Source organism: Pseudomonas serbiensis, assembly GCF_030580745.1.
In the GTDB taxonomy this organism is placed as follows: domain Bacteria; phylum Pseudomonadota; class Gammaproteobacteria; order Pseudomonadales; family Pseudomonadaceae; genus Aquipseudomonas; species Aquipseudomonas serbiensis.
In genome coordinates, this window is sequence record NZ_JAUQOO010000001.1 from 36534 (window position 1) to 56772 (window position 20239).

Genomic DNA, 20239 nt, shown 5'->3' on the forward strand with positions numbered 1-20239 from the left:
GCAAACGAACAAACAAAAACGCCCGGCATATGCCGGGCGTTTTTGTCAGTACTAGCTTAGCGGGCGCGGTAGGTGATACGCCCTTTGCTCAGGTCATAAGGCGTCAGTTCGACGCGGACCTTGTCACCGGTAAGAATACGGATGTAGTTCTTGCGCATCTTGCCGGAGATATGCGCGGTTACGACGTGCCCGTTTTCCAACTCCACACGAAACATGGTGTTGGGCAGGGTGTCGACGACAGTGCCTTCCATTTCGAAGCTGTCTTCTTTCGACATGCAGTAAAGCCCTCGGTATACAAATGAGTGGCCCGGTGCAAGTGGCGCCAGGCAAAAGCGGCGTGCATTGTGCCCGAAAAAACCACTTTAAGCCAAGGGCTTCAATACAGAGTGACCCATCTTTGATTGGTTAGCAGCTCGATAGGGCGATATTGAGTCTTGTAATTCATCTTTTTGCAGTTCTTGATCCAGTATCCCAGATACACGGCATGCAACTGGAGTCTGGCTGCTTCGGCGATCTGCCACAAAATGGCATAACGTCCCAGGCTGCGCCGCTCTTCATCCGGTTCGTAGAAGGTGTAGACCGCAGAAAGACCATTGGGCAGCAGGTCGGTCACGGCGACCGCCAGCAGGCGCTGGTCTGCCCGGAACTCATAAAATCGCGAGAAGGGCAGGTCACGGACCAGAAAAGTGGAGAACTGGTCGCGACTGGGCGGGAACATGTCTCCATCGGCATGCCGCTGTTCGATATAACGCTGGTAGAGGTCGAAGTACTCCTCGGTGAAAACCGGCTTTGCCCGGCGTACCTCAATGTCGGCGTTGCGTTTCAGGATGCGCTTCTGCTGTCTGTCCGGAACGAAAATGCTCACCGGGATGCGTGCCGGTACGCAGGCACTGCAGTTCTGGCAGTGTGGACGATAGAGGTGGTCGCCGCTGCGGCGAAAGCCCATGTCAGACAGGTCGGCATAGACCTGAACGTCCATTGGCTGGCTGGGGTCGAGGAACAGCGTGGTCGCCTGCTCTTCAGGCAGGTAACTGCAGGTATGGGGTTGAGTGGCATAAAACTTAAGCCGCGCCAGCTCTGTCATGATCGCCCCCGTTATCAGAATCCATGAATAAGAGTGTATGCCAGCCTTTCAAACTCGACTAGGCAACCAGTCGGCGTTATTGGGTTGATCCAGGTGTTGTTGCAGGTAGTCGGCAAATGTCTGGCGCGGGATCGAGCGGGCACCGAAGCTGTGCAGGTGCTGTGTGGGCATCTGGCAGTCGATCAACACAAACCCCCAGGCATGCAGGCGTTCCACCAGCGTGGCGAAGCCGACCTTCGATGCGTTATCGGCACGGCTGAACATGGATTCGCCAAAAAACAGCTGCCCCATGGCCAGGCCGTAAAGCCCGCCAACCAGCTTGTCCTGCTCCCAGACCTCGACGCTGTGTGCGTGTCCACGCTGATGCAGTTCCATGTAGGCCTCCTGCATCGAGCGGGTGATCCAGGTTTCGTTGGCGTAGCTGCGAGGTTCGGCGCAGGCCTGGATGACCGCTGCGAAGTCCTGGTCGAACGTCACCTTGTAACGCCCCTGGCGCATGAGTTTGCCCAGGCTGCGCGACACATGTATCTCGCTCGGCGGCAATACGGTACGTGGGTCGGGTGACCACCAGAGAATGGGTTGCCCGTCCTGAAACCACGGAAAGCAGCCATGCCGGTAAGCCTGTATCAGCCTGTCGGCGGACAAGTCGCCGCCCGCGGCCAGCAGGCCGTTGGGTTCGCGCAGGGCTTTTTCCAGTGGTGGGAAAACAAGGCTGTTGCGTTGCAACCAGGTCAGCATGGCATCAGAACTTCGCGGTAGGGGAGGGCACGCAGGTGTGTGACGTGCAACTCTGTACGATAAATGCGGTCACAAACGATCGCCATTATGGTGCGTGTCACAATGTTTCGGTAGTGCGGGTAAAAGATGGCAGGCGGATAGCCTCTCATGCTCTGTCTCGCTGATAGAATCACGTCATAAGCCTTTGTCACAAAAGAGAATGCATGCTCAAATTGAGCATCATGAAAAAGGCTTTGGCCTGTAGGCTCCGATCTTTGGCTGAAAACGTCGATCATGGGGCGTTAAAAGCCGATGTGGCGAGTTTTCCTACAGACCTCGGGACTTACAAAGCCGTACAATGCCAGCTTTGCGCGTTATCATTCAGGTCATCTGTTCTGCGGGTGTTTCAGAGGTTCGCGATCCCGTTTTCGGCTGGAGTCAGTCGATACTATTCAACAGCCGTGCATAGTCAATCAACGAGATGTTCGCGCTTGAGCGCAGGAAATAAAGCGTTTTGAAAAAATCCACCACAGCACCCAGCTCTGTGCCGCTCTGGCGGCAGCAACTGCATTATCGGCTCAAGGAAGGTGCACTGATCGCCTTTGGTGCCTTGTGCCTGTACCTGATGATGGCTCTGTTGACCTACGATCAGAACGATCCGGGCTGGAGCCATACCAGCAGCTCCGCGCAGGTCCAGAACGCCGCAGGCCGTGCGGGTGCCTTTTGTGCCGATATCCTGTTCATGGTTCTGGGCTATTTCGCCTACATCTTTCCGTTGTTGCTGGCCATCAAGGCCTGGCAGGTCTTCAGTCAGCGCCATGAACCGTGGCAGTGGAGCGGCTGGCTGTTCTCCTGGCGCCTGATCGGCCTGGTATTCCTGGTGCTGGCGGGTGCGGCGCTGGCGCATATCCATTTCCATTTCGCGGCGGGCTTTCCTGGCTCTGCGGGCGGAGTGCTGGGGGAAGTGCTTGGCGATCTGGCCAAGAAAGCCCTCAATATCCAGGGCAGCACATTGCTGTTCATTGCCTTGTTCCTGTTCGGTCTGACGGTGTTTACCGACCTGTCCTGGTTCAAGGTCATGGATGTGACCGGCAAGATCACCCTCGATCTTTTCGAGCTTATCCAGAGTGCCGCCAACCGCTGGTGGATCGCCCGTACCGAGCGCAAGCAGATGGTTGCGCAGTTGCGTGAAGTCGATATGCGGGTCGACGAGGTCGTAGCGCCTGTCGTCAGCGACCGTCGTGAGCAGGTCAAGGCCCGGGAGCGTCTGATCGAGCGCGAGGAATCCCTGAGCAAGCACATGACCGAGCGCGAAAAACACGTGCCAGCGGTCATTGCTCCTGCGCCTGCGAAGGCGCCCGAGCCGAGCAAGCGTGTCCAGAAAGAGAAACAGGTGCCGTTGTTTGTCGACAGTGCCATCGAAGGCACCTTGCCGCCTATCTCGATTCTCGATCCGGCCGAAAAGAAGCAGCTCAACTATTCGCCCGAATCGCTGGCGGCGGTGGGGCACCTGCTGGAAATCAAGCTCAAGGAGTTCGGCGTCGAGGTTTCGGTGGACTCCATCCATCCCGGGCCGGTCATTACACGCTACGAAATCCAGCCTGCCGCCGGGGTCAAGGTCAGCCGTATCGCCAACCTTGCCAAGGACCTTGCCCGCTCCCTGGCCGTGACCAGCGTGCGGGTGGTCGAGGTGATTCCGGGCAAGACGACGGTCGGTATCGAAATCCCCAACGAAGACCGGCAGATCGTGCGGTTCTCCGAAGTGTTGTCCTCGCCCGAGTACGACAATGCCAAGTCGCCGGTTACCCTGGCGCTCGGGCATGACATCGGTGGTCGTCCGGTCATTACCGATCTGGCGAAGATGCCTCACCTGCTGGTGGCCGGTACGACCGGTTCCGGTAAGTCCGTGGGTGTGAACGCCATGATCCTGTCGATCCTGTTCAAGTCTGGCCCGGAAGACGCCAAGCTGATCATGATCGACCCGAAAATGCTTGAATTGTCGATCTACGAAGGCATTCCACACCTGCTGTGCCCGGTCGTGACCGACATGAAGGATGCGGCCAACGCCTTGCGTTGGAGCGTTGCCGAGATGGAGCGTCGTTACAAGCTGATGGCGGCCATGGGCGTGCGTAACCTTGCCGGCTTCAACCGCAAGATCAAGGACGCCGAGGAAGAGGGCAACCCGATTTCCGACCCGATGTATCGTCGTGAAAGCATCCATGACGAAGCACCGTTGCTCACCACCTTGCCGACCATCGTGGTGGTGGTCGATGAGTTCGCCGACATGATGATGATTGTCGGCAAGAAGGTCGAAGAGCTCATTGCCCGTATTGCGCAAAAGGCGCGGGCAGCCGGTATTCACCTGATCCTGGCAACCCAGCGCCCGTCGGTGGACGTCATCACCGGTCTTATCAAGGCCAACATCCCGACGCGCATGGCCTTCCAGGTGTCGAGCAAGATCGACTCGCGGACCATTATCGATCAGGGTGGCGCCGAGCAACTGCTGGGTCATGGTGACATGCTGTACATGCCGCCCGGTACAAGCCTGCCGATTCGCGTGCATGGCGCCTTCGTTTCCGACGAGGAAGTCCACCGTGTCGTGGAAGCCTGGAAAATGCGTGGCACGCCAAACTACAACGACGATATTCTGGCTGGCGTCGAAGAGGCCGGTAGCGGCTTCGATGGCGGCAGCGGCGAAGGCGGTGAAGACAGCGAGAGCGATGCCTTGTATGACGAGGCGGTGAAGTTCGTTCTTGAAAGCCGTCGTGCATCGATTTCAGCCGTGCAGCGTAAACTCAAGATTGGCTACAACCGTGCTGCGCGGATGATCGAGGCGATGGAAATGGCAGGTGTCGTGACGTCCATGAACACCAATGGCTCACGTGAAGTCATTGCACCAGGCCCGATGCGCGACTGATTTAATCCCATAGCGCCGACAGCGTGCCGGGCACGCTGTCGGCGTTTCATGAATCCAATGAGGAATCCCATGCGTCTTATCCGCATGTTGTTGGCAACTGCACTGACGTTCTCCGCGATCCCGGCTCATGCCGACAGCAAGGACGTGGCGCGCCTGACCCAGTTGCTGGAAAAATCCCAGACCCTGACTGCCCGCTTTTCCCAGCTGACGCTCGATGGCAGCGGCACGCAATTGCAGGAAACTTCGGGTGAAATGGCTTTGCAGCGTCCAGGCCTGTTCAACTGGCACACCGATGCGCCGCAAGAGCAGTTGATGGTGTCCGACGGCAAGAAGGTTTCGCTCTGGGACCCGGATCTGCAACAAGTCACCATCAAGACTCTGGATCAGCGCCTGACCCAGACGCCGGCCCTGCTGCTGTCCGGTGATGTGTCGAAGATCAGCGAAAGCTTCGATATCACTGCCAAGGAAGCGGGTGGCGTGATCGACTTCGTGCTCAAGCCCAAGACCAAGGACACCCTGTTCGACAACCTGCGTCTGTCCTTTCGCAATGGCATCATCAACGACATGCAGTTGATCGACAGCGTCGGCCAGCGCACCAATATCCTGTTCACGGGCGTCAAGGCGAACGAGCCGATTGCGGCCAGCAAGTTCAAGTTCGACATTCCCAAGGGTGCCGATGTCATCCAGGAATAAAGAGGCTTAACCTCAGACCATGGACCTGTTTCGTAGCGAACCGATAGCTCAGCCACTGGCTGCACGTTTGCGTGCGACCAATCTGGACGAGTATGTCGGTCAGGAGCACCTGCTGGCTCACGGCAAGCCTCTGCGTGAGGCGCTGGAGCAGGGTGCTTTACACTCCATGATTTTCTGGGGGCCGCCGGGTGTGGGTAAAACCACACTGGCCAAGCTGCTGGCCAAGGTTTCCGATGCGCATTTTGAAACCGTTTCGGCAGTGCTTGCCGGGGTCAAGGAAATCCGTCAGGCCGTCGAGGTTGCCAGGCAGCAGGCCGGGCAATACGGGCGCCGCACCATCCTGTTTGTCGATGAGGTCCACCGCTTCAACAAGTCGCAGCAGGACGCCTTTCTGCCGTACGTCGAAGACGGCACCCTGATCTTTATCGGCGCCACCACTGAAAACCCTTCATTCGAGCTGAACAACGCCTTGCTTTCGCGAGCGCGGGTCTATGTGCTCAAGAGCCTCGACGAAGCTGCCTTGCGCAAGCTGGTGCATCGGGCGCTGAACGAAGAACGTGGCCTGGGCAAGCATCACCTGAGCCTGAGCGATGAAGGCTTCGAGATGCTGATGTCGGCGGCTGATGGTGACGGTCGGCGCATGCTCAACCTGCTGGAAAACGCCTCCGACCTGGCCGAAGATGGCTCGCAGATCAGTGTCGATCTGCTGCAAAGCCTGCTTGGCGACAGTCGCCGCCGTTTCGACAAGGGTGGTGAAGCGTTCTACGACCAGATATCCGCGCTGCACAAGTCCATTCGTGGCTCCAATCCCGATGCGGCCTTGTACTGGTTTGCACGGATGATCGATGGTGGCTGCGATCCGCTGTATCTGGCGCGTCGTGTGGTTCGCATGGCCAGCGAAGATATCGGCAATGCCGATCCGCGTGCCTTGCCGCTGTGCATGTCCGCCTGGGATGTGCAGGAGCGTCTCGGCAGCCCGGAAGGTGAGCTTGCAGTGGCCCAGGCCATCGTTTATCTGGCCTGCGCGCCCAAAAGCAATGCGGTTTACATGGGCTTCAAGGCGGCGATGCGAGAGGCGACCGAGCACGGTTCGCTTGAAGTCCCGCTGCATTTGCGCAATGCGCCGACCAAACTCATGAAGCAACTGGGTTATGGCGAAGAATACCGTTATGCCCACGATGAGCCCGATGCCTACGCGGCTGGTGAAGACTACTTCCCCGAAGAGCTGGAACCACGCGAGTATTACAAGCCGGTGCCCCGTGGCCTGGAGCTTAAAATCGGCGAAAAGCTCAAACATCTGGCTTCATTGGACGCCGCCAGCCCTCGTCAGCGGAGAAAGTAGTGATTCAGACGATTCTTGCGGTGTCCGTAGCCGGTATCGCTGGTACATTATTGCGCTTTGCTGCAGGAACCTGGGTAAGCGCTAACTGGCCGCGGCATTTCTATACGGCAACTCTGGCGGTGAATATCGTCGGGTGCCTGATAATCGGCGTGCTTTACGGCCTGTTTCTGATTCGCCCGGAAGTGCCCATCGAGGTTCGTGCCGGCTTGATTGTCGGCTTTGTAGGCGGTCTGACGACCTTTTCATCCTTTTCACTGGATACGCTGCGCCTGCTGGAAAGCGGGCAAGTACCGATGGCTCTGGGCTATGCGGGTATCAGCGTGTTCGGCGGGCTGCTCGCAACCTGGGTTGGCCTGTCCCTGACCAGACTTTGATAGACGAGAGAACGATATGCTCGATTCCAAACTGTTACGTACCCAACTTCAGGACGTAGCGGATCGCCTGGCTTCCCGTGGTTTCACACTGGACGTAGCGCGCATCGAATCGCTGGAAAACCAGCGCAAGACGGTACAGACCCGCACCGAACAGTTGCAGGCCGAGCGTAATGCCCGTTCAAAATCCATCGGTCAGGCCAAGCAGCGCGGCGAAGACATCGCGCCGTTGATGGCGGATATCGACCGTATGGCTGAAGAACTCAGCAACGGCAAGAAAGAGCTGGACGGCATTCAGTCCGAGCTGGACGCCATGCTGCTGAGTATGCCGAACCTGCCTCACGAGTCCGTGCCGGTAGGTGCTGACGAGGATGGAAACGTCGAAGTGCGTACCTGGGGCACGCCTGCTGCCTTCGATTTCGCCGTTCAGGACCACGTTGCCCTGGGCGAGAAATACGGCTGGCTGGACTTCGAGACTGCAGCCAAGCTCTCCGGCGCACGCTTTGCCCTGCTGCGCGGGCCAATCGCCCGTCTGCATCGCGCTCTGGCGCAGTTCATGATCAACCTGCACATCAACGAACACGGCTATGAAGAGGCCTACACGCCTTATCTGGTACAGGCGCCTGCCTTGCAAGGCACCGGTCAGTTGCCGAAGTTCGAGGAAGACCTGTTCAAGATCTCCCGTGATGGCGAAGCCGATCTGTATCTGATCCCGACCGCCGAAGTGTCGCTGACCAACATCGTCTCCGGCGAGATTCTCGATCCCAAGCAACTGCCGCTGAAGTTCGTTGCGCACACACCATGCTTCCGTAGTGAAGCCGGTGCTTCGGGGCGCGATACCCGCGGCATGATCCGTCAGCACCAGTTCGACAAGGTCGAGATGGTACAGATCGTTGCGCCGGATCAGTCCATGGAAGCACTGGAAGGCCTGACCGCCAACGCCGAGCGCGTCCTGCAATTGCTGGAGCTGCCTTACCGCGTTCTGGCGCTTTGCACCGGCGATATGGGCTTCAGCGCCGTCAAGACCTACGACCTTGAAGTCTGGATTCCGAGCCAGGACAAGTTCCGCGAGATTTCTTCGTGCTCCAACTGCGGAGATTTCCAGGCGCGTCGCATGCAGGCCCGCTGGCGCAACCCGGAAACCGGCAAGCCGGAACTGGTTCATACCCTGAACGGTTCGGGCCTGGCGGTTGGCCGTACCCTGGTCGCGGTGCTGGAAAACTACCAGCAGGCTGACGGCTCGATCCGTGTGCCTGAAGTGCTCAAGCCCTATATGGGCGGCCTTGAGGTCATCGGCTAAATGGAATTCCTGCCGCTGTTCCACAATCTGCGTGGCAGTTGGGTGCTGGTCGTCGGTGGTGGCGAGATTGCCTTGCGCAAGTCTCGCCTGCTGGCCGAAGCCGGTGCGCTGTTGCGGGTGGTCGCTCCCGACATCGAAGAGCAACTGCGCGAGCTGGTAGAGCGCAGCGGTGGCGAATTGATCCTTCGCGGTTACAGCGAAGGCGATCTGGACGGCTGTGTATTGGTCATTGCCGCCACCGACGATGAGCCGCTCAATGCCCAGGTGTCCCAGGATGCCAGGCAGCGTTGTGTTCCCGTCAATGTGGTGGATGCGCCGGCCCTGTGTACGGTCATCTTCCCGGCCATTGTCGACCGTTCACCCTTGGTGATTGCGGTTTCCAGTGGCGGCGATGCTCCGGTACTGGCGCGTTTGATCCGCGCCAAGCTGGAAACCTGGATACCTTCTACCTACGGCCAGTTGGCCGGGCTTGCGGCGCGTTTTCGCAATCAGGTCAAAGGGCTGTTTCCGGATGTTCAGCAACGGCGGGCGTTCTGGGAAGATGTTTTCCAGGGGCCTATCGCCGACAGGCAACTGGCCGGGCAGGGTGGTGAAGCCGAGAAGCTGCTGATTGCCAAGATCGCAGGCGATGCGCCCAAGGCTCAGGGTGAGGTTTATCTGGTGGGCGCTGGTCCCGGTGACCCGGACCTGTTGACCTTCCGCGCCTTGCGTCTGATGCAGCAAGCCGATGTCGTGTTGTATGACCGCCTTGTGGCTCCAGCGATTCTCGATCTTTGCCGTCGTGATGCCGAGCGTGTCTATGTGGGCAAGCGTCGGGCCGATCATGCGTTGCCTCAGGATCAGATCAACCAGCAACTGGTTGCCCTGGCCAAAGAGGGCAAGCGCGTTGTACGTCTGAAGGGCGGTGATCCATTCATCTTCGGCCGTGGTGGCGAAGAGATTGAAGAGCTGGCTTCCCATGGCATCCCGTTTCAGGTCGTGCCGGGCATCACGGCAGCCAGTGGCTGCGCGGCTTATGCCGGGATTCCGCTGACCCATCGGGACTATGCCCAGTCGGTGCGATTCATCACCGGGCATCTGAAAGACGGCACCAGCAATCTGCCCTGGGATGATCTGGTTTCGCCCGCGCAGACTCTGGTGTTCTACATGGGCTTGATCGGGCTGCCGATCATCTGTGAGCAATTGATCAAGCATGGTCGATCGGCGGACACGCCTGCTGCATTGATTCAGCAGGGCACGACTTCCAGCCAGCGTGTTTTCACTGGCACCCTGGCCAACCTGCCTCAGTTGGTGGCAGAGCATGAAGTTCATGCTCCGACACTGGTGATCGTGGGGGAAGTAGTCGTGTTACGCGAAAAACTGGCCTGGTTCGAAGGCGCACAATCCAGCGTCTGATTCTTGTGATAGCCCATGTGGGAGGCAGCTTGCTGGCGACTTCAGCGTAAGGACGCAGAATATCTGCCGGTTTTGAGGCCTTTTTCGCCAGCAAGCTGCCTCCTGCAAGTTTCTTTGCGCCTTAACTGATCGGCATTGCTTCGTAGATTCCCTTGCCCGGCAAACGCTCGCGGTCATGGATGGCTTCCAGGCTCAATGCCGGGCCTTTGGGGACTATCCCGGTCGGATTGATGGTGCGATGGCTAGCGTAGTAATGGCCTTTGATGTGTTCAAGGTCTACGGTTTCGGCAATCCCCGGCCATTGATACAGCTCTCGCAGCCAGTTGCTCAGGTTGGGATAGTCGGCGATGCGTCGCAGGTTGCACTTGAAGTGGCTGTAATAGACCGCATCGAAACGCACGATGGTGGTGAAGAGCCGAACATCGGCTTCGGTCAGGTATTCACCCGCCAGATAGCGATTTTCCCCCAGCAGCTTTTCCAGCACATCCAGCTCGGTGAACAAGGCATCGAATGCTTCTTCGTACGCGCCTTGCGAGGTGGCAAAACCTGCCCGGTACACACCGTTATTGACGGTGGGGTAAATCTGCTCGTTTAGCAGGTCGATTCTTGATTGCAGGGCGCTCGGATACAGGTCCAGATGATTGTCTGTCAGGCCATTGAATGCCGAGTTGAACATGCGGATGATTTCCGCCGATTCGTTGCTGACGATGCGCTGCTGCTGTTTGTCCCACAGCACCGGCACGGTGACGCGGCCGGTATAGCGCGCATCATCTGCGGTGTAGCGTTGATGGAGAAACTGCAGGTTGTCGAGCTTATCGCCCGTCGAGCCTGTCTGCGGGTTGAAGGTCCAGCCGTTTTCCAGCATCAGCCAGCTGACCACCGAAACATCGATCAGATCTTCCAGGCCTTTGAGTTTGCGCAGGATGAGGGTGCGGTGAGCCCACGGGCAGGCCAGCGATACGTACAGATGGTAGCGACCCGCCTGGGCTGCAAAGCCGCCTTCACCGGTAGGACCGGGTTTGCCGCTGGCCGTGACCCAGTTACGACGCTGGGCGTTTTCCCGTTGGAATGCCCCATCCTTGCTGCTTTCGTACCACTGGTCATGCCAGCGTCCTTCGATGAGAAGGCCCATGTCTGACTCCAATCTGTAAATGAATATAGGTTGTGAGTCAGTCTAATCGAGTTGGTTCGACATAAAAGCGCAAAGAATCGCCTCTCATGATCGAATAAATCGATAGATTAAAGGGCCTTGTCTCGGCGATCCCAGAAGCTTTGGGCTTGCTCGAAGGCTTCCTCGCGCTGGATACCGAGCCCGCGCAAGGCCAGGGCAATGGTGGAAATCAGGGCGAGTTGCGGATAGCTGTCTTCTATTTCACCGCGCCACAAGGCCACCAGTTGCTGTGGTTCCAGCGTTGCGGGTTTGACGTGGCGTCTTGGCGAGAGCGCAGGCCATTCCTCATCCCAGGCTTGCCCGTTGCTGGTGCCATACAAGTGGCTGATGGTGTCGGGGTTGATCTCGATTTCGCCGCCATCGCCCTTGACCACAATGGCATTGTCGCCCAGCAGGGTGCTGGCCTCGCGATGCACGCTTTGGTAGCCAGGGTGAAAGATGCTCTGCAGGCCGCAACGGGCATTCAGCGGATTGAGAACCCTGGCCAGCGAGTGAATCGGTGAGCGCAGGCCCAGTGTGTTGCGCAGATCGATCATGCGCTGCAACTGCGGAGCCCAGTCACCCAGCGGGATAAATGCCAGATTGTGTTGCTCCAGTGCGCTTTCCACCGTTTGCCAGTTACGGCATAGCGGGATATTCAGCAGGCCGAGCAATTGTTCCGTATAGAGCCGCCCGGCGGTATGCGCGCCGCCGCCATGCAGCAGCACCTTGATACCGTTCTGCGCCAGGCACTTGGCGGCCAGCAGATACCAGGGCAGGTGGCGCTTCTTGCCGGCGTAGGTTGGCCAGTCGATATCGACCTGTATGGGCGGGGCCGTGAGGCGCTCGCGAACCGCTTCGGTGAACCCGGCCAGTTCTTCCGGGCTTTCTTCCTTGTGGCGCAATAGCATCAGGAAGGCGCCGAGTTGCGTGTCTTCGACCTTCTCATCGAGCAGCATGCCCATGGCTTCCCGGGCTTCTTCGCGGGTCAGGTTGCGGGCACCGCGTTTGCCTTTGCCCAGAACACGGACGAACTGGGCAAAGGGATGCTCGGCAGGTGTTTCTGTGACGAGGGGAGCGTAATCGTTCATATGCAATTGGTCGGCTTCGGCAGGCCCGCCAGCTTGGCGGCCAGTTTGGCGGGAGTGCCATTGAACAGGCGGTTGAGATGCATGCTGTTGCCTTTTTCCGGCCCCAGTTTGAGTGCGGTGTACTTGATCAATGGGCGAGTGGCGGGCGAGAGCTGAAATTCTGCATGGAAATCGCGTAGCAGCTCCAGGATTTCCACATGCTCGGCGCTCAGGGCAATACCTTCCTCTGCAGCCAGCGCATGGGCCACTTCCAGCGACCAGTCGTGCAGGTCCCGAAGGAAACCATCTTTATCCAGGGCAATGCTGCGTTCGGCAACGATCAACTGTTTCATAACCAGGTATTGACCTTGTCGAAACGGATCGACAGCTCGACGAAGCCCGGATAATCGACGCCAGTTGCACCTTCAGGCAACTGCAGGTTGCGGGCTTTCATATCTTCATCCAGCGCGAACAGCTTGAGCGCGGGCAACTGTTTTTCCAGTGCTTGCAAGGGAGCGCTGGAGGGCATCAAGGCGTAAGTCGCATCGCCGCACAGCAGCAGGCCGTCATTTGGCCCCAGCAGGCTCAGGCAGCTATCCAGCCGCGTGTCGGCGAAGGGCGAGTGAGAAAGAACATGCAAGGTAGCCATCAGATCGTTATCACTTGGTCGTAGCGGTCAATAAGGGCCGATAACTCGGCTCTTGCGGACAGATGATGGATTTCGGCATCCAGCTCGGCATGGGGCATGCCACGTGCTGCCAGGCTTTGGCCGCAGGCATAGACCTCTTCCACGCCAAACATCGCCAGCGCTTTCAGATTGGCGGTGAGGTCTTTTTGTTGCAGCGCCGAGGCATTCTGCTGTGGCAGCAACTGAAACACTCCATCATCCATGAACAGCATCCCCACCGGCAGGTCATAGGCGCCGCCCGCCAGCACGATATCCAGCGCTTCACGGGCACTCGTGCCTGCCCAGGGTGCCTGGCGGCTGATGATCAACAGTGACTTGGCCATTTCAAGGCCCTCCGAAACAGATCAGTCGATCCGCCGATTGCACGGCGTCGTGCAACTGGCCCAGCCCGGACAATTCCCAGGGTTCAAGGAGATTGGCGGACGGGCGCTGATAGCGCTCGGCTTCTTCTGCATTCAGCACGCCACGACGCAAGGCGGCTGCGATGCAGACCACGCCATCAAGCTGGTGCTTCACGATGAAGTCGCGCCATTGCTGTGACAGGTCCTGCTCATCCTGTGGCGACACGACATTGGCCGAAGCGCTGTGAACGCCATCCTGATAAAAAAACAAACGCACAATCTCATGGCCGCCTGCCAACACTGCCTCTGCAAACAGCAGGGCGCGTCGGGAAGAGGGCGCATGGGCCGCGGAAAAAAGGGATATGGCGAATTTCATTGTCGGCTCTGTCAGCGGAACATGCGCAATGATAAAGAATTCACGGAGGCTGGACAGCAAAAAGCCCGCGAAGGCGGGCTTTTTGTTGAAACCGGACAGCTATCAGTCGTCGCGGCTCATGATGCCGAAGATCTGCAACAGGCTGACGAACAGGTTGTAGATCGATACATACAGGCTGACAGTCGCCATGATGTAGTTACGCTCGCCGCCATGGATGATGGCACTGGTCTGGAACAGGATGCAGACCGAGGAGAACAGCACGAAACCTGCGCTGATCGTCAGTTGCAGCCCGCTGATCTCGAAGAACAGGCTGGCCAGTACGGCACCCATCAGAACGAAGAAGCCAGCAGTGATGAAGCCACCCAGGAAGCTCATGTCCTTGCGGGTCATCAGCACATAGGCCGACAGACCGCCGAACACCAGAGCCGTCATTGCGAACGCCGAGCTGACAACTTCAGCGCCGCCCGACATGCCCAGGTAACGGTTGAGGATCGGGCCCAGCAGGAAACCCATGAAGCCGGTCAGGGCGAACGTCGAAACCAGACCCCACACCGAATCACGCAGCTTGTTGGTGAGGAAGAACAGACCATAGAAGCCGATCAGCACCACGAAAATGTTCGGGTAGCCGACGCGCATCTGCTGGGCTACAAAGGCCATGACGCCGCTGAAAGCCAGGGTCAGGGCGAGAAGACCGTAAGTGTTGCGCAGGACACGACTAACCTCTAGCTGGTCGGCCTGCATGCCGGTTTTAAGGGCGTAATCCTGTTCGCGCATTGCGAAACTCCTTCCTGTTGAAATGTTGAGTTGCAAAGATCATAACAGAGGCGCTGCAACTGGCCACCCAGAGAGTTTGACAGCTTGTTTCATTCCGGTATTATGGCGCCCGCAACGCAAGTGGAAGTATGGCCGAGTGGTTTAAGGCAGCAGTCTTGAAAACTGCCGACTGTAACAGGTCCTAGAGTTCGAATCTCTATGCTTCCGCCATATTCGAGACGTCAAAGCCCTGATTATTCAGGGCTTTTTCGTTTCTGGCCTTCAGAGGGCTTCGCGAATGAATTCGCTCCTGCGCGTACTGTGTGGGAGCAAATCGGGCGGCGCTCTGCTCATTCGCGAAAAGGCCTTAACGCACCTCCACCTAGGCCAACGAGCGCTCCAGCTCAGCCTTGGCCATGCCAATCAAATGCGCCACTGAAAATGCCAGGTCGCGTTTTGGGTCGTTGAGGCTGTCTCCGGTTTTGCAGGCCATGGCTGCACACTCAACCTTTGTCCGATGCGACGGAGTGCTAGATGACTGACACCTACAGCGCCCACGATCATGCCAATAATAATCAGGCAGAAATTCTGCTCAGTAGCGAGTGTGCATGCTTTGGCTGTTACGCAGCTTTTCCTGCGCATGAGGTAACTCGCTGGACGGGCTCAACGGCATGGTGCCCCAAATGTGAGGCATTCGGCACCTTGCTGGGGGATGCCTCAGGGTTACCGATGGCTCGGGAGTTCCTGGAGTCGGTCCACGACCACTGGATCGGCCCGCAAGAGTGGCTGGATGAGTTGGCCGAGCAAACCCATAAGGTCGCGACTGCACTCTATAAGCCAGTAGATGGCACGGCTGATGTGAGGAAAAATCGGCCTTGGTGGAGGTTCTGGTAATGGTGGTTGATGCTTGTGTATTTACTGTCCGGGATTGGGTAAAAGCCGATGTTTTCCAGCGTTTGTTCGACGCCGTGAGCAATGATCCAGACATGGGATATGCAATGGCCGACACTACGGTCGTGAAAGTTTATCGTTATGGAAGACGCAAAAGGGGGATTCCAAGTCAGGTCATAGGCAAGTCCAGGTGCGGTATGACGAGTAAAACTCTGGTGCTGACAGATATCTTGGGTAACCTGGTACGTTTTGTCTTATTGCCGGGCCAGCGCCGTGATCAATCTTGCCGCAACGGCCATTAACTCACGACGAGTCTCAACAACCCCTAGTCCTGCAGATAACCAATAACCGGCGCAATGCTGCTCAATGGCGGGGCCTTGGCAATAACGTCGTCTGCCTGGCACCAGGGGTAACCGAGGCCTTGCAGCCAGTTCATCACCGGTATCAGGTCTGCGGCCGGGCTGACCTGCATGTGATCAATGGTAATGGTCAGATGCACGACGAGCCCGGACTGAGAGTCAAAGCGCCAGTCATACTGACCGCAGCCGACACGTACTGCTCCTGTTTCCTTGACGGTCATCCCTACCAGCCATTTGCAGGTGTACGCCGAGGCATCGCTCACCGGTGGTTCACCGAGGCAGAAGGTGTAAACGTTTTCATAGGTCTGGCCAAAGCCGCGCACCAATGTTTGCGCAATGGCACTCAACCCTTCCAGCGTGGACGGAAATGAAATGGCGTCGGTATGCACGAGCATTTCAACCGTGGCTTCGGGGCTGAATGCCTGGCGCAGAAGATCAGGTCGATTGCCATCCTTGGCCAGGATGTACTGTTCTATGGAGTGGCGGTTGCTCGGCATAGGTGTGCTCATTGTTGTAGGTACTCCATCACTACGGTAATAGGGGGAGTCATTGTTTGAGCACCGCGCTGGTGGTGTCTATCCAACAATAATCGCGAGACATGTTCAGTTTAATTGAACAGGCAAGTTGCTCTTCGCGAATAAATTCGCTCCTACGCGGGCTGCGTGGGAGCGAATCGGGCGGCGCTCCGCTTATTCGCGAAAAAGCCCCTAACGCACCTCCACCTGGGCCAACGACCGCTCCAGCTCAGCCTTGGCCATGCCAATCAAATGCACCACCGAAAACGCCAGGTCGCGTTTCGGGCCGTTGAGGCTGTCGCCGGTTTCGTAGGCGGTGGCTGCTGCGCAACGCAGCAGGGCGCTAACGTGCAGAAGGGATTCTTCGAGGTTTTTATGCGGTGGATCGGGGGTTACTTTGATCATGAAGGTTGCCTGTGAGGTAAGGCCACCTGCCATTCGCTGCTAAACAAACAATGGGTGGCGACTTTGACGCGGGTTAGCAGACCGGGGCAACCTACAAATCCGGCGCACTCGAAAGTGCCCCACGCAAAGCCGCCATAAGCGGTACTTGCGCGTTGTATGTCACCCACAGGCTGCTAAACCCGATCACTGATATTCAGCGACGACCGCAGCCTAGAGCCCGAAATCACCCCGCGCAAGGGCTCGGGATTTTCTCGGAAACTTCATGCAGATGAAAGGGAAAAGGGTGTCGGAATGGGTTGTAGGAGGCGGTTTTTTGGTTAGCGGACGTAAAATTCGCGAGGGAAAAAGTCCAGCCCGTCACTCATGCAGCACGGCCCTGAAAAATATTTTCAGAAAAATGTGAGGTAACCACGTCTGCCATCCGTGTAAGTAAATGGGAATTATTCCTTTTACTATGCCGGAGTCATTTACGTGGCCAATACGCTTTCTCGCCTGAACGCTTCTGTTCTTCTCTGTTGTGCGCTGCCTTGTCTTGCGGTGGCTGCCGAGCCTGCCACTGAGCTGCCTGCCAGTGTCATTCAGTCTACCTCCGACGCTGACAGTTACACCCGTACTGAAACATCCACGGCGAGCAAGGGGTCCACGCAGATTCGGGACGAGGCGCAAACAGTCAATACGGTTGCCGCGCAGACCCTTGATGACTATCAGGTCAAGGACCTGAACGATGCGATGCGTTTTGTCAGTGGCGTCACCCAGACCAACACCTTGGGGGGCACCAAGGATGCGTTGATCAAGCGCGGGTTTGGCAGCAACGATGACAACTCGATTTTGCGAGACGGGATTCGCTCGGCAATTGGCCGTAACCTGGGCGCAACTACCGATCATGTGGAAGTACTCAAAGGGCCGGCGTCGTTGATGTACGGCGCACTGGAGCCCGGTGGGCTTATCAATGTCATCAGCAAGCAGCCGCAGTTCAGCCGCAGCACTACTCTGACTGGCTCCGGTTTCAGCGAGGGCGGTGGTTCGTTCGGCATCGACACCACCGGCCCGCTGGGAGATACCGGTCTGGCTTACCGCTTGATCGCTGAGCGCAGCCACGAGGATTACTGGCGTAACTATGGCGTTGACGAGCACACGCTCATCGCGCCGTCGATTGCCTGGGTCGGCGAGCGGGCGAGTTTCTCGCTGGCGTATACCTACAATGATTATTCCAGCCCGTTCGATCGCGGCACGGTATTCGTCAATGGTCGCCCCGCCGACATCAGTTATCGCGATCGTCTGGATGAGCGCTGGGCGAAGACAGTTGGCATCAGCGAGAGCACTACCGCGAAATTCGAGTACCAGCTCAATGATGCATGGCGTAGCCGCCTGACTTATGGCTGGACCGAGGATCGCTACAGTCTGGCGATAGCCCAGCCAAATGCTCTGACCGGCAATAACCTGCGCCGGATCGCCAATGGCGGGCACTATGATTACGAGAGCCGTTACACTGCTCTGGATCTGATGGGTGACCAGCAGCTGTTCGGTCAGCGACACGAGATCACGGTCGGCGTGGACAACGAATCGCTGGATAAATACCGTGGCAAAACCTACCGCAATGCCAACACTGCCGCCGGCAACCTCAACATACAGAACCCGGTGTATGGCAACCTGGCGGAGCCTGCGACCATCAGTTCGACGCAGAGCAACGCAGAAAACAACCTCGTCACTACCTCGGTGTATTTCAAGGATAACTGGCACCTCAATGACCGCTGGATTCTGGTCCTCGGTGGTCGTCAGGAACACTGGGATCAATACAGTGACCAGGGCCTGGGCAGTTCCTATGCGCCTGGAGCCGATTCAAATGGCGATAAATTCATTCCTTTTGGCGGGATCGTCTATCAGCCGACCGAGACGGTCGCACTCTACGCCAACTACAGCCGCTCGTTTGTGCCCAACGATGCTGACGATGCCGGGAACAGCTTCAAGCCCACTGAAGGTCGCAGCTACGAAGTGGGGATCAAATACACCCCTGTCCAGGCACTCAACGTGAATCTGGCGGTGTACGACATCGTCAAGAAGAACCTGGTCAACAGCGTCTTGCAGAGCAATGGCGACAGCCTCGACGAGGCCGTGGGCAAAGCGCGCTCGCGCGGCGTCGAGCTGGATATTACCGGTGAGTTGTCCGAGAACTGGAGCATGATCGGTACTTATGCCTACAACCGTACCGAGGTGCTGAAGAACGAGGAGTCGCCAGAGCAAGAGGGTAATCGCCTGCCGAATGCGCCTATGCACACCGCCAGCCTGTACCTCACCCATCATCTCGCGCTACCGGCTGAAACCGGCAAATGGCATGTCGGTGCAGGTGCCCGATATGTAGGGGAGCGTCCGGGTGATGATGCCAATAGCTTCTGGATGGACAGCTACACCGTGGCCGATGCATTTGTGCGTTGGGATCTGCCGACCCATGACTATAAAACCAGCTTGCAGTTGAACATCGACAACCTGTTCAACAAGGAATACTACCCGTCCACAACCGGCAGCAGCGCGCTGCAGGTGGAGGAGGGGGCGCTACGTACAGCGCGGGTGACTGCCAGCGTCACGTTCTGATGGCGCAGGTCGGCGCCTGATATCCATCAGGCGCCTTCACAGTTTTTTTACATCGGTGCAGGTAATGTCATAACTGCTCCTGAAAGAACCTTTAAGCCCGCTCCCCCCCATCGCGGGCTTTTCTTTGCCTGAAATCTGGCGTGCTACACCGTCTGTATGCAGCAGGGCAGCGGTTTTTCGTTCATTCGGTCGGTGCGACAGTCTGTTGCAGGGACACGAAAGACTCCTGAAGGGGGAAGTTTATGAATGCTATATAATTAGTATTAATTCCCCTTCGCGTAAATGGCTGAATCTATTGGTGTGTAATATAAGAGTCCGAGTTGGAATGACGATTTCTTTTATTAAAAATTTGACACGTAAAGGAGCGGCGCTAAGCTCGTAAGTCCCAGCTATTAATGAAGGAAAGAATGATTTCATTGTGATATCTAAGTCTCTTACGGTTCGGGTGATGCCTTGGTCGGACTCGGCGGTCATTACGAATTTATCGAAGAAAATAATTTTCATGTGAAAATTTCAATTTCCGGGATTGGCGTATGAACTTGCAAGTGGATTTATTATCGGAAGATATCGGCTCACTAAAATTTCTATCGGGCGAACGTTACAAGGCCAAGATTGCTTTTGTTTCACCACACGCCAGGCGCAATAGTTTCGAGCAAGAATCGCAGTGTTTTATCGGGGTAAGTCTGGAAAATAGAAACTTCACGCCGACCCGTTTTCAATCCATGGTGGAGTGGGCGGCACGACGATTTGAAAAATGCGGAATCTTAATAGGAGATCATATCCACCGTCTCACTCTTCAGTCCACCCGAAACATGTCCGCAGAGACGGCTCGCTCCGAGGCCTTGAAGTTAGGTAGTGAGTTTATGGAGGAAAGCCAGATCATTCTCGATGCTTATCGTCACTGTACAGACTTCCACTATTTGACCTGTTCCGACATTCAAGGCAGCACTGAGTATGAAAATTTTTATTCGCTTTTGAAGGCGTTTTTTCTGGAGCATCCCGGCTTTCGGGAGTCGGTCGAAACATTTGGAAGAAATTATCATCGACACCAGTGGAGTCAGTTAAGCGAGGAACAACAACGAGAGTGTCTGGAGTTTTCCTCGCAGTATTTTCTGGAAGAGTTTTCGGTATTTGCGTGCTTGGTCAGGAAGGGCTTTAGAGTCATGGCTTATCCTGGAGCATTTAGTACGCTGGCGGAAATAGCTGCCGGTGACTTTCCAGGAGTGCTTGATGAGCTAAAAGAGTTAACGGTGGTTTCTCTTCAATTGAAAAGGAGATAACGG

At 57.0% G+C, this 20239-nt stretch carries 22 protein-coding genes and 1 tRNA gene; 11 read left to right on the forward strand and 12 right to left on the reverse strand.

The annotated features are described in order from the left end of the window. Window positions 1-56: 56 nt before the first annotated feature. The 3 genes from infA to aat all read right to left on the reverse strand — a co-directional run bounded on the left by infA (window position 57) and on the right by aat (window position 1822). Window positions 57-275 carry a translation initiation factor IF-1 gene (infA, locus tag Q6A51_RS00170; protein ID WP_002553999.1) on the reverse strand — a complete coding sequence of 73 codons (219 nt, stop codon included), beginning with the start codon at window positions 273-275 and terminating at the stop codon, window positions 57-59. Between the two features lie 101 nt (window positions 276-376). Further along, on the reverse strand, window positions 377-1084 hold the full coding sequence (locus tag Q6A51_RS00175) for an arginyltransferase (RefSeq protein WP_201003302.1): 708 nt from the start codon (window positions 1082-1084) through the stop codon (window positions 377-379). 48 nt (window positions 1085-1132) lie between these two features. Next, entirely contained in the window at window positions 1133-1822 is a 690-nt protein-coding gene (gene aat / locus Q6A51_RS00180) for a leucyl/phenylalanyl-tRNA--protein transferase (protein WP_201003300.1), read from the reverse strand. Between the two features lie 493 nt (window positions 1823-2315). On the opposite strand from aat, the gene ftsK reads away from it, so the two are divergent. From ftsK to cysG, 6 genes are all read left to right on the forward strand, one after another. Further along, window positions 2316-4718 carry a DNA translocase FtsK gene (gene ftsK / locus Q6A51_RS00185; protein WP_304573823.1) on the forward strand — a complete coding sequence of 801 codons (2403 nt, stop codon included), beginning with the start codon at window positions 2316-2318 and terminating at the stop codon, window positions 4716-4718. A gap of 69 nt (window positions 4719-4787) precedes the next feature. Continuing rightward, entirely contained in the window at window positions 4788-5411 is a 624-nt protein-coding gene (gene lolA, locus Q6A51_RS00190) for an outer membrane lipoprotein chaperone LolA (protein ID WP_025259498.1), read from the forward strand. A 19-nt stretch (window positions 5412-5430) separates the two neighbouring features. Then, a complete protein-coding gene (locus Q6A51_RS00195) occupies window positions 5431-6753 on the forward strand; it encodes a replication-associated recombination protein A (protein ID WP_201003296.1) in 1323 nt (440 codons plus the stop codon). Beyond that, on the forward strand, window positions 6753-7127 hold the full coding sequence (crcB, locus tag Q6A51_RS00200; protein ID WP_025259500.1) for a fluoride efflux transporter CrcB: 375 nt from the start codon (window positions 6753-6755) through the stop codon (window positions 7125-7127). Before Q6A51_RS00195 ends, crcB begins: the two co-directional genes overlap by 1 nt. Before the next feature lie 16 nt (window positions 7128-7143). Continuing rightward, window positions 7144-8424 (forward strand): serine--tRNA ligase, encoded by a 1281-nt coding sequence (gene serS / locus Q6A51_RS00205; protein WP_304573824.1) that lies wholly within the window; start codon window positions 7144-7146, stop codon window positions 8422-8424. Then, a complete protein-coding gene (cysG, locus tag Q6A51_RS00210) occupies window positions 8425-9819 on the forward strand; it encodes a siroheme synthase CysG (RefSeq protein ID WP_304573825.1) in 1395 nt (464 codons plus the stop codon). Window positions 9820-9940: 121 nt separating this feature from the next. Here cysG and Q6A51_RS00215 read toward each other — a convergent pair whose 3' ends face one another. The 7 genes from Q6A51_RS00215 to Q6A51_RS00245 form a co-directional block, all read right to left on the reverse strand. Then, entirely contained in the window at window positions 9941-10951 is a 1011-nt protein-coding gene (locus tag Q6A51_RS00215; protein ID WP_304573826.1) for a glutathione S-transferase family protein, read from the reverse strand. A 107-nt stretch (window positions 10952-11058) separates the two neighbouring features. Next, window positions 11059-12060 (reverse strand): glycosyl transferase family protein, encoded by a 1002-nt coding sequence (locus Q6A51_RS00220; protein ID WP_304573827.1) that lies wholly within the window; start codon window positions 12058-12060, stop codon window positions 11059-11061. Further along, window positions 12057-12392, reverse strand: coding sequence for a TusE/DsrC/DsvC family sulfur relay protein (locus tag Q6A51_RS00225; protein ID WP_201017790.1), 336 nt, complete (start codon window positions 12390-12392; stop codon window positions 12057-12059). The genes Q6A51_RS00220 and Q6A51_RS00225 overlap by 4 nt, the downstream gene beginning before the upstream one ends. Beyond that, window positions 12389-12688, reverse strand: coding sequence for a sulfurtransferase complex subunit TusB (gene tusB, locus Q6A51_RS00230; RefSeq protein ID WP_304573828.1), 300 nt, complete (start codon window positions 12686-12688; stop codon window positions 12389-12391). The genes Q6A51_RS00225 and tusB overlap by 4 nt, the downstream gene beginning before the upstream one ends. Beyond that, window positions 12688-13050, reverse strand: a complete 363-nt coding sequence (tusC, locus tag Q6A51_RS00235) for a sulfurtransferase complex subunit TusC (RefSeq protein ID WP_304573829.1) — start codon at window positions 13048-13050, stop codon at window positions 12688-12690. The genes tusB and tusC overlap by 1 nt, the downstream gene beginning before the upstream one ends. A 1-nt stretch (window position 13051) precedes the next feature. Then, window positions 13052-13444: a sulfurtransferase complex subunit TusD gene (tusD, locus tag Q6A51_RS00240; RefSeq protein WP_025259508.1), complete on the reverse strand. Its 393-nt coding sequence runs from the start codon at window positions 13442-13444 to the stop codon at window positions 13052-13054. A gap of 102 nt (window positions 13445-13546) precedes the next feature. Beyond that, window positions 13547-14218, reverse strand: a complete 672-nt coding sequence (locus Q6A51_RS00245) for a Bax inhibitor-1/YccA family protein (RefSeq protein WP_304573830.1) — start codon at window positions 14216-14218, stop codon at window positions 13547-13549. Between the two features lie 122 nt (window positions 14219-14340). Here Q6A51_RS00245 and Q6A51_RS00250 point away from each other — a divergent pair. The 3 genes from Q6A51_RS00250 to Q6A51_RS00265 all read left to right on the forward strand — a co-directional run bounded on the left by Q6A51_RS00250 (window position 14341) and on the right by Q6A51_RS00265 (window position 15390). Continuing rightward, window positions 14341-14428, forward strand: a tRNA-Ser gene (locus Q6A51_RS00250). Between the two features lie 303 nt (window positions 14429-14731). Then, window positions 14732-15091: a hypothetical protein gene (locus tag Q6A51_RS00260; RefSeq protein WP_304573831.1), complete on the forward strand. Its 360-nt coding sequence runs from the start codon at window positions 14732-14734 to the stop codon at window positions 15089-15091. Beyond that, window positions 15091-15390 carry a hypothetical protein gene (locus Q6A51_RS00265; RefSeq protein WP_304573832.1) on the forward strand — a complete coding sequence of 100 codons (300 nt, stop codon included), beginning with the start codon at window positions 15091-15093 and terminating at the stop codon, window positions 15388-15390. Before Q6A51_RS00260 ends, Q6A51_RS00265 begins: the two co-directional genes overlap by 1 nt. A gap of 23 nt (window positions 15391-15413) precedes the next feature. Here Q6A51_RS00265 and Q6A51_RS00270 read toward each other — a convergent pair whose 3' ends face one another. Beyond that, complete coding sequence (locus tag Q6A51_RS00270) at window positions 15414-15956, reverse strand: hypothetical protein (protein ID WP_322791237.1); 543 nt, start codon at window positions 15954-15956, stop codon at window positions 15414-15416. Between the two features lie 198 nt (window positions 15957-16154). Beyond that, window positions 16155-16367: a DUF6124 family protein gene (locus tag Q6A51_RS00275; protein WP_201003267.1), complete on the reverse strand. Its 213-nt coding sequence runs from the start codon at window positions 16365-16367 to the stop codon at window positions 16155-16157. A gap of 471 nt (window positions 16368-16838) precedes the next feature. Between Q6A51_RS00275 and Q6A51_RS00280 the strand changes: the two genes are divergently transcribed. Together Q6A51_RS00280 and Q6A51_RS00285 are read left to right on the forward strand one after the other, a co-directional pair. Further along, window positions 16839-18956, forward strand: coding sequence for a TonB-dependent siderophore receptor (locus tag Q6A51_RS00280; RefSeq protein ID WP_405046108.1), 2118 nt, complete (start codon window positions 16839-16841; stop codon window positions 18954-18956). 533 nt (window positions 18957-19489) lie between these two features. After that, window positions 19490-20236: a tRNA-dependent cyclodipeptide synthase gene (locus tag Q6A51_RS00285; protein ID WP_304573833.1), complete on the forward strand. Its 747-nt coding sequence runs from the start codon at window positions 19490-19492 to the stop codon at window positions 20234-20236. Window positions 20237-20239: the final 3 nt, after the last annotated feature.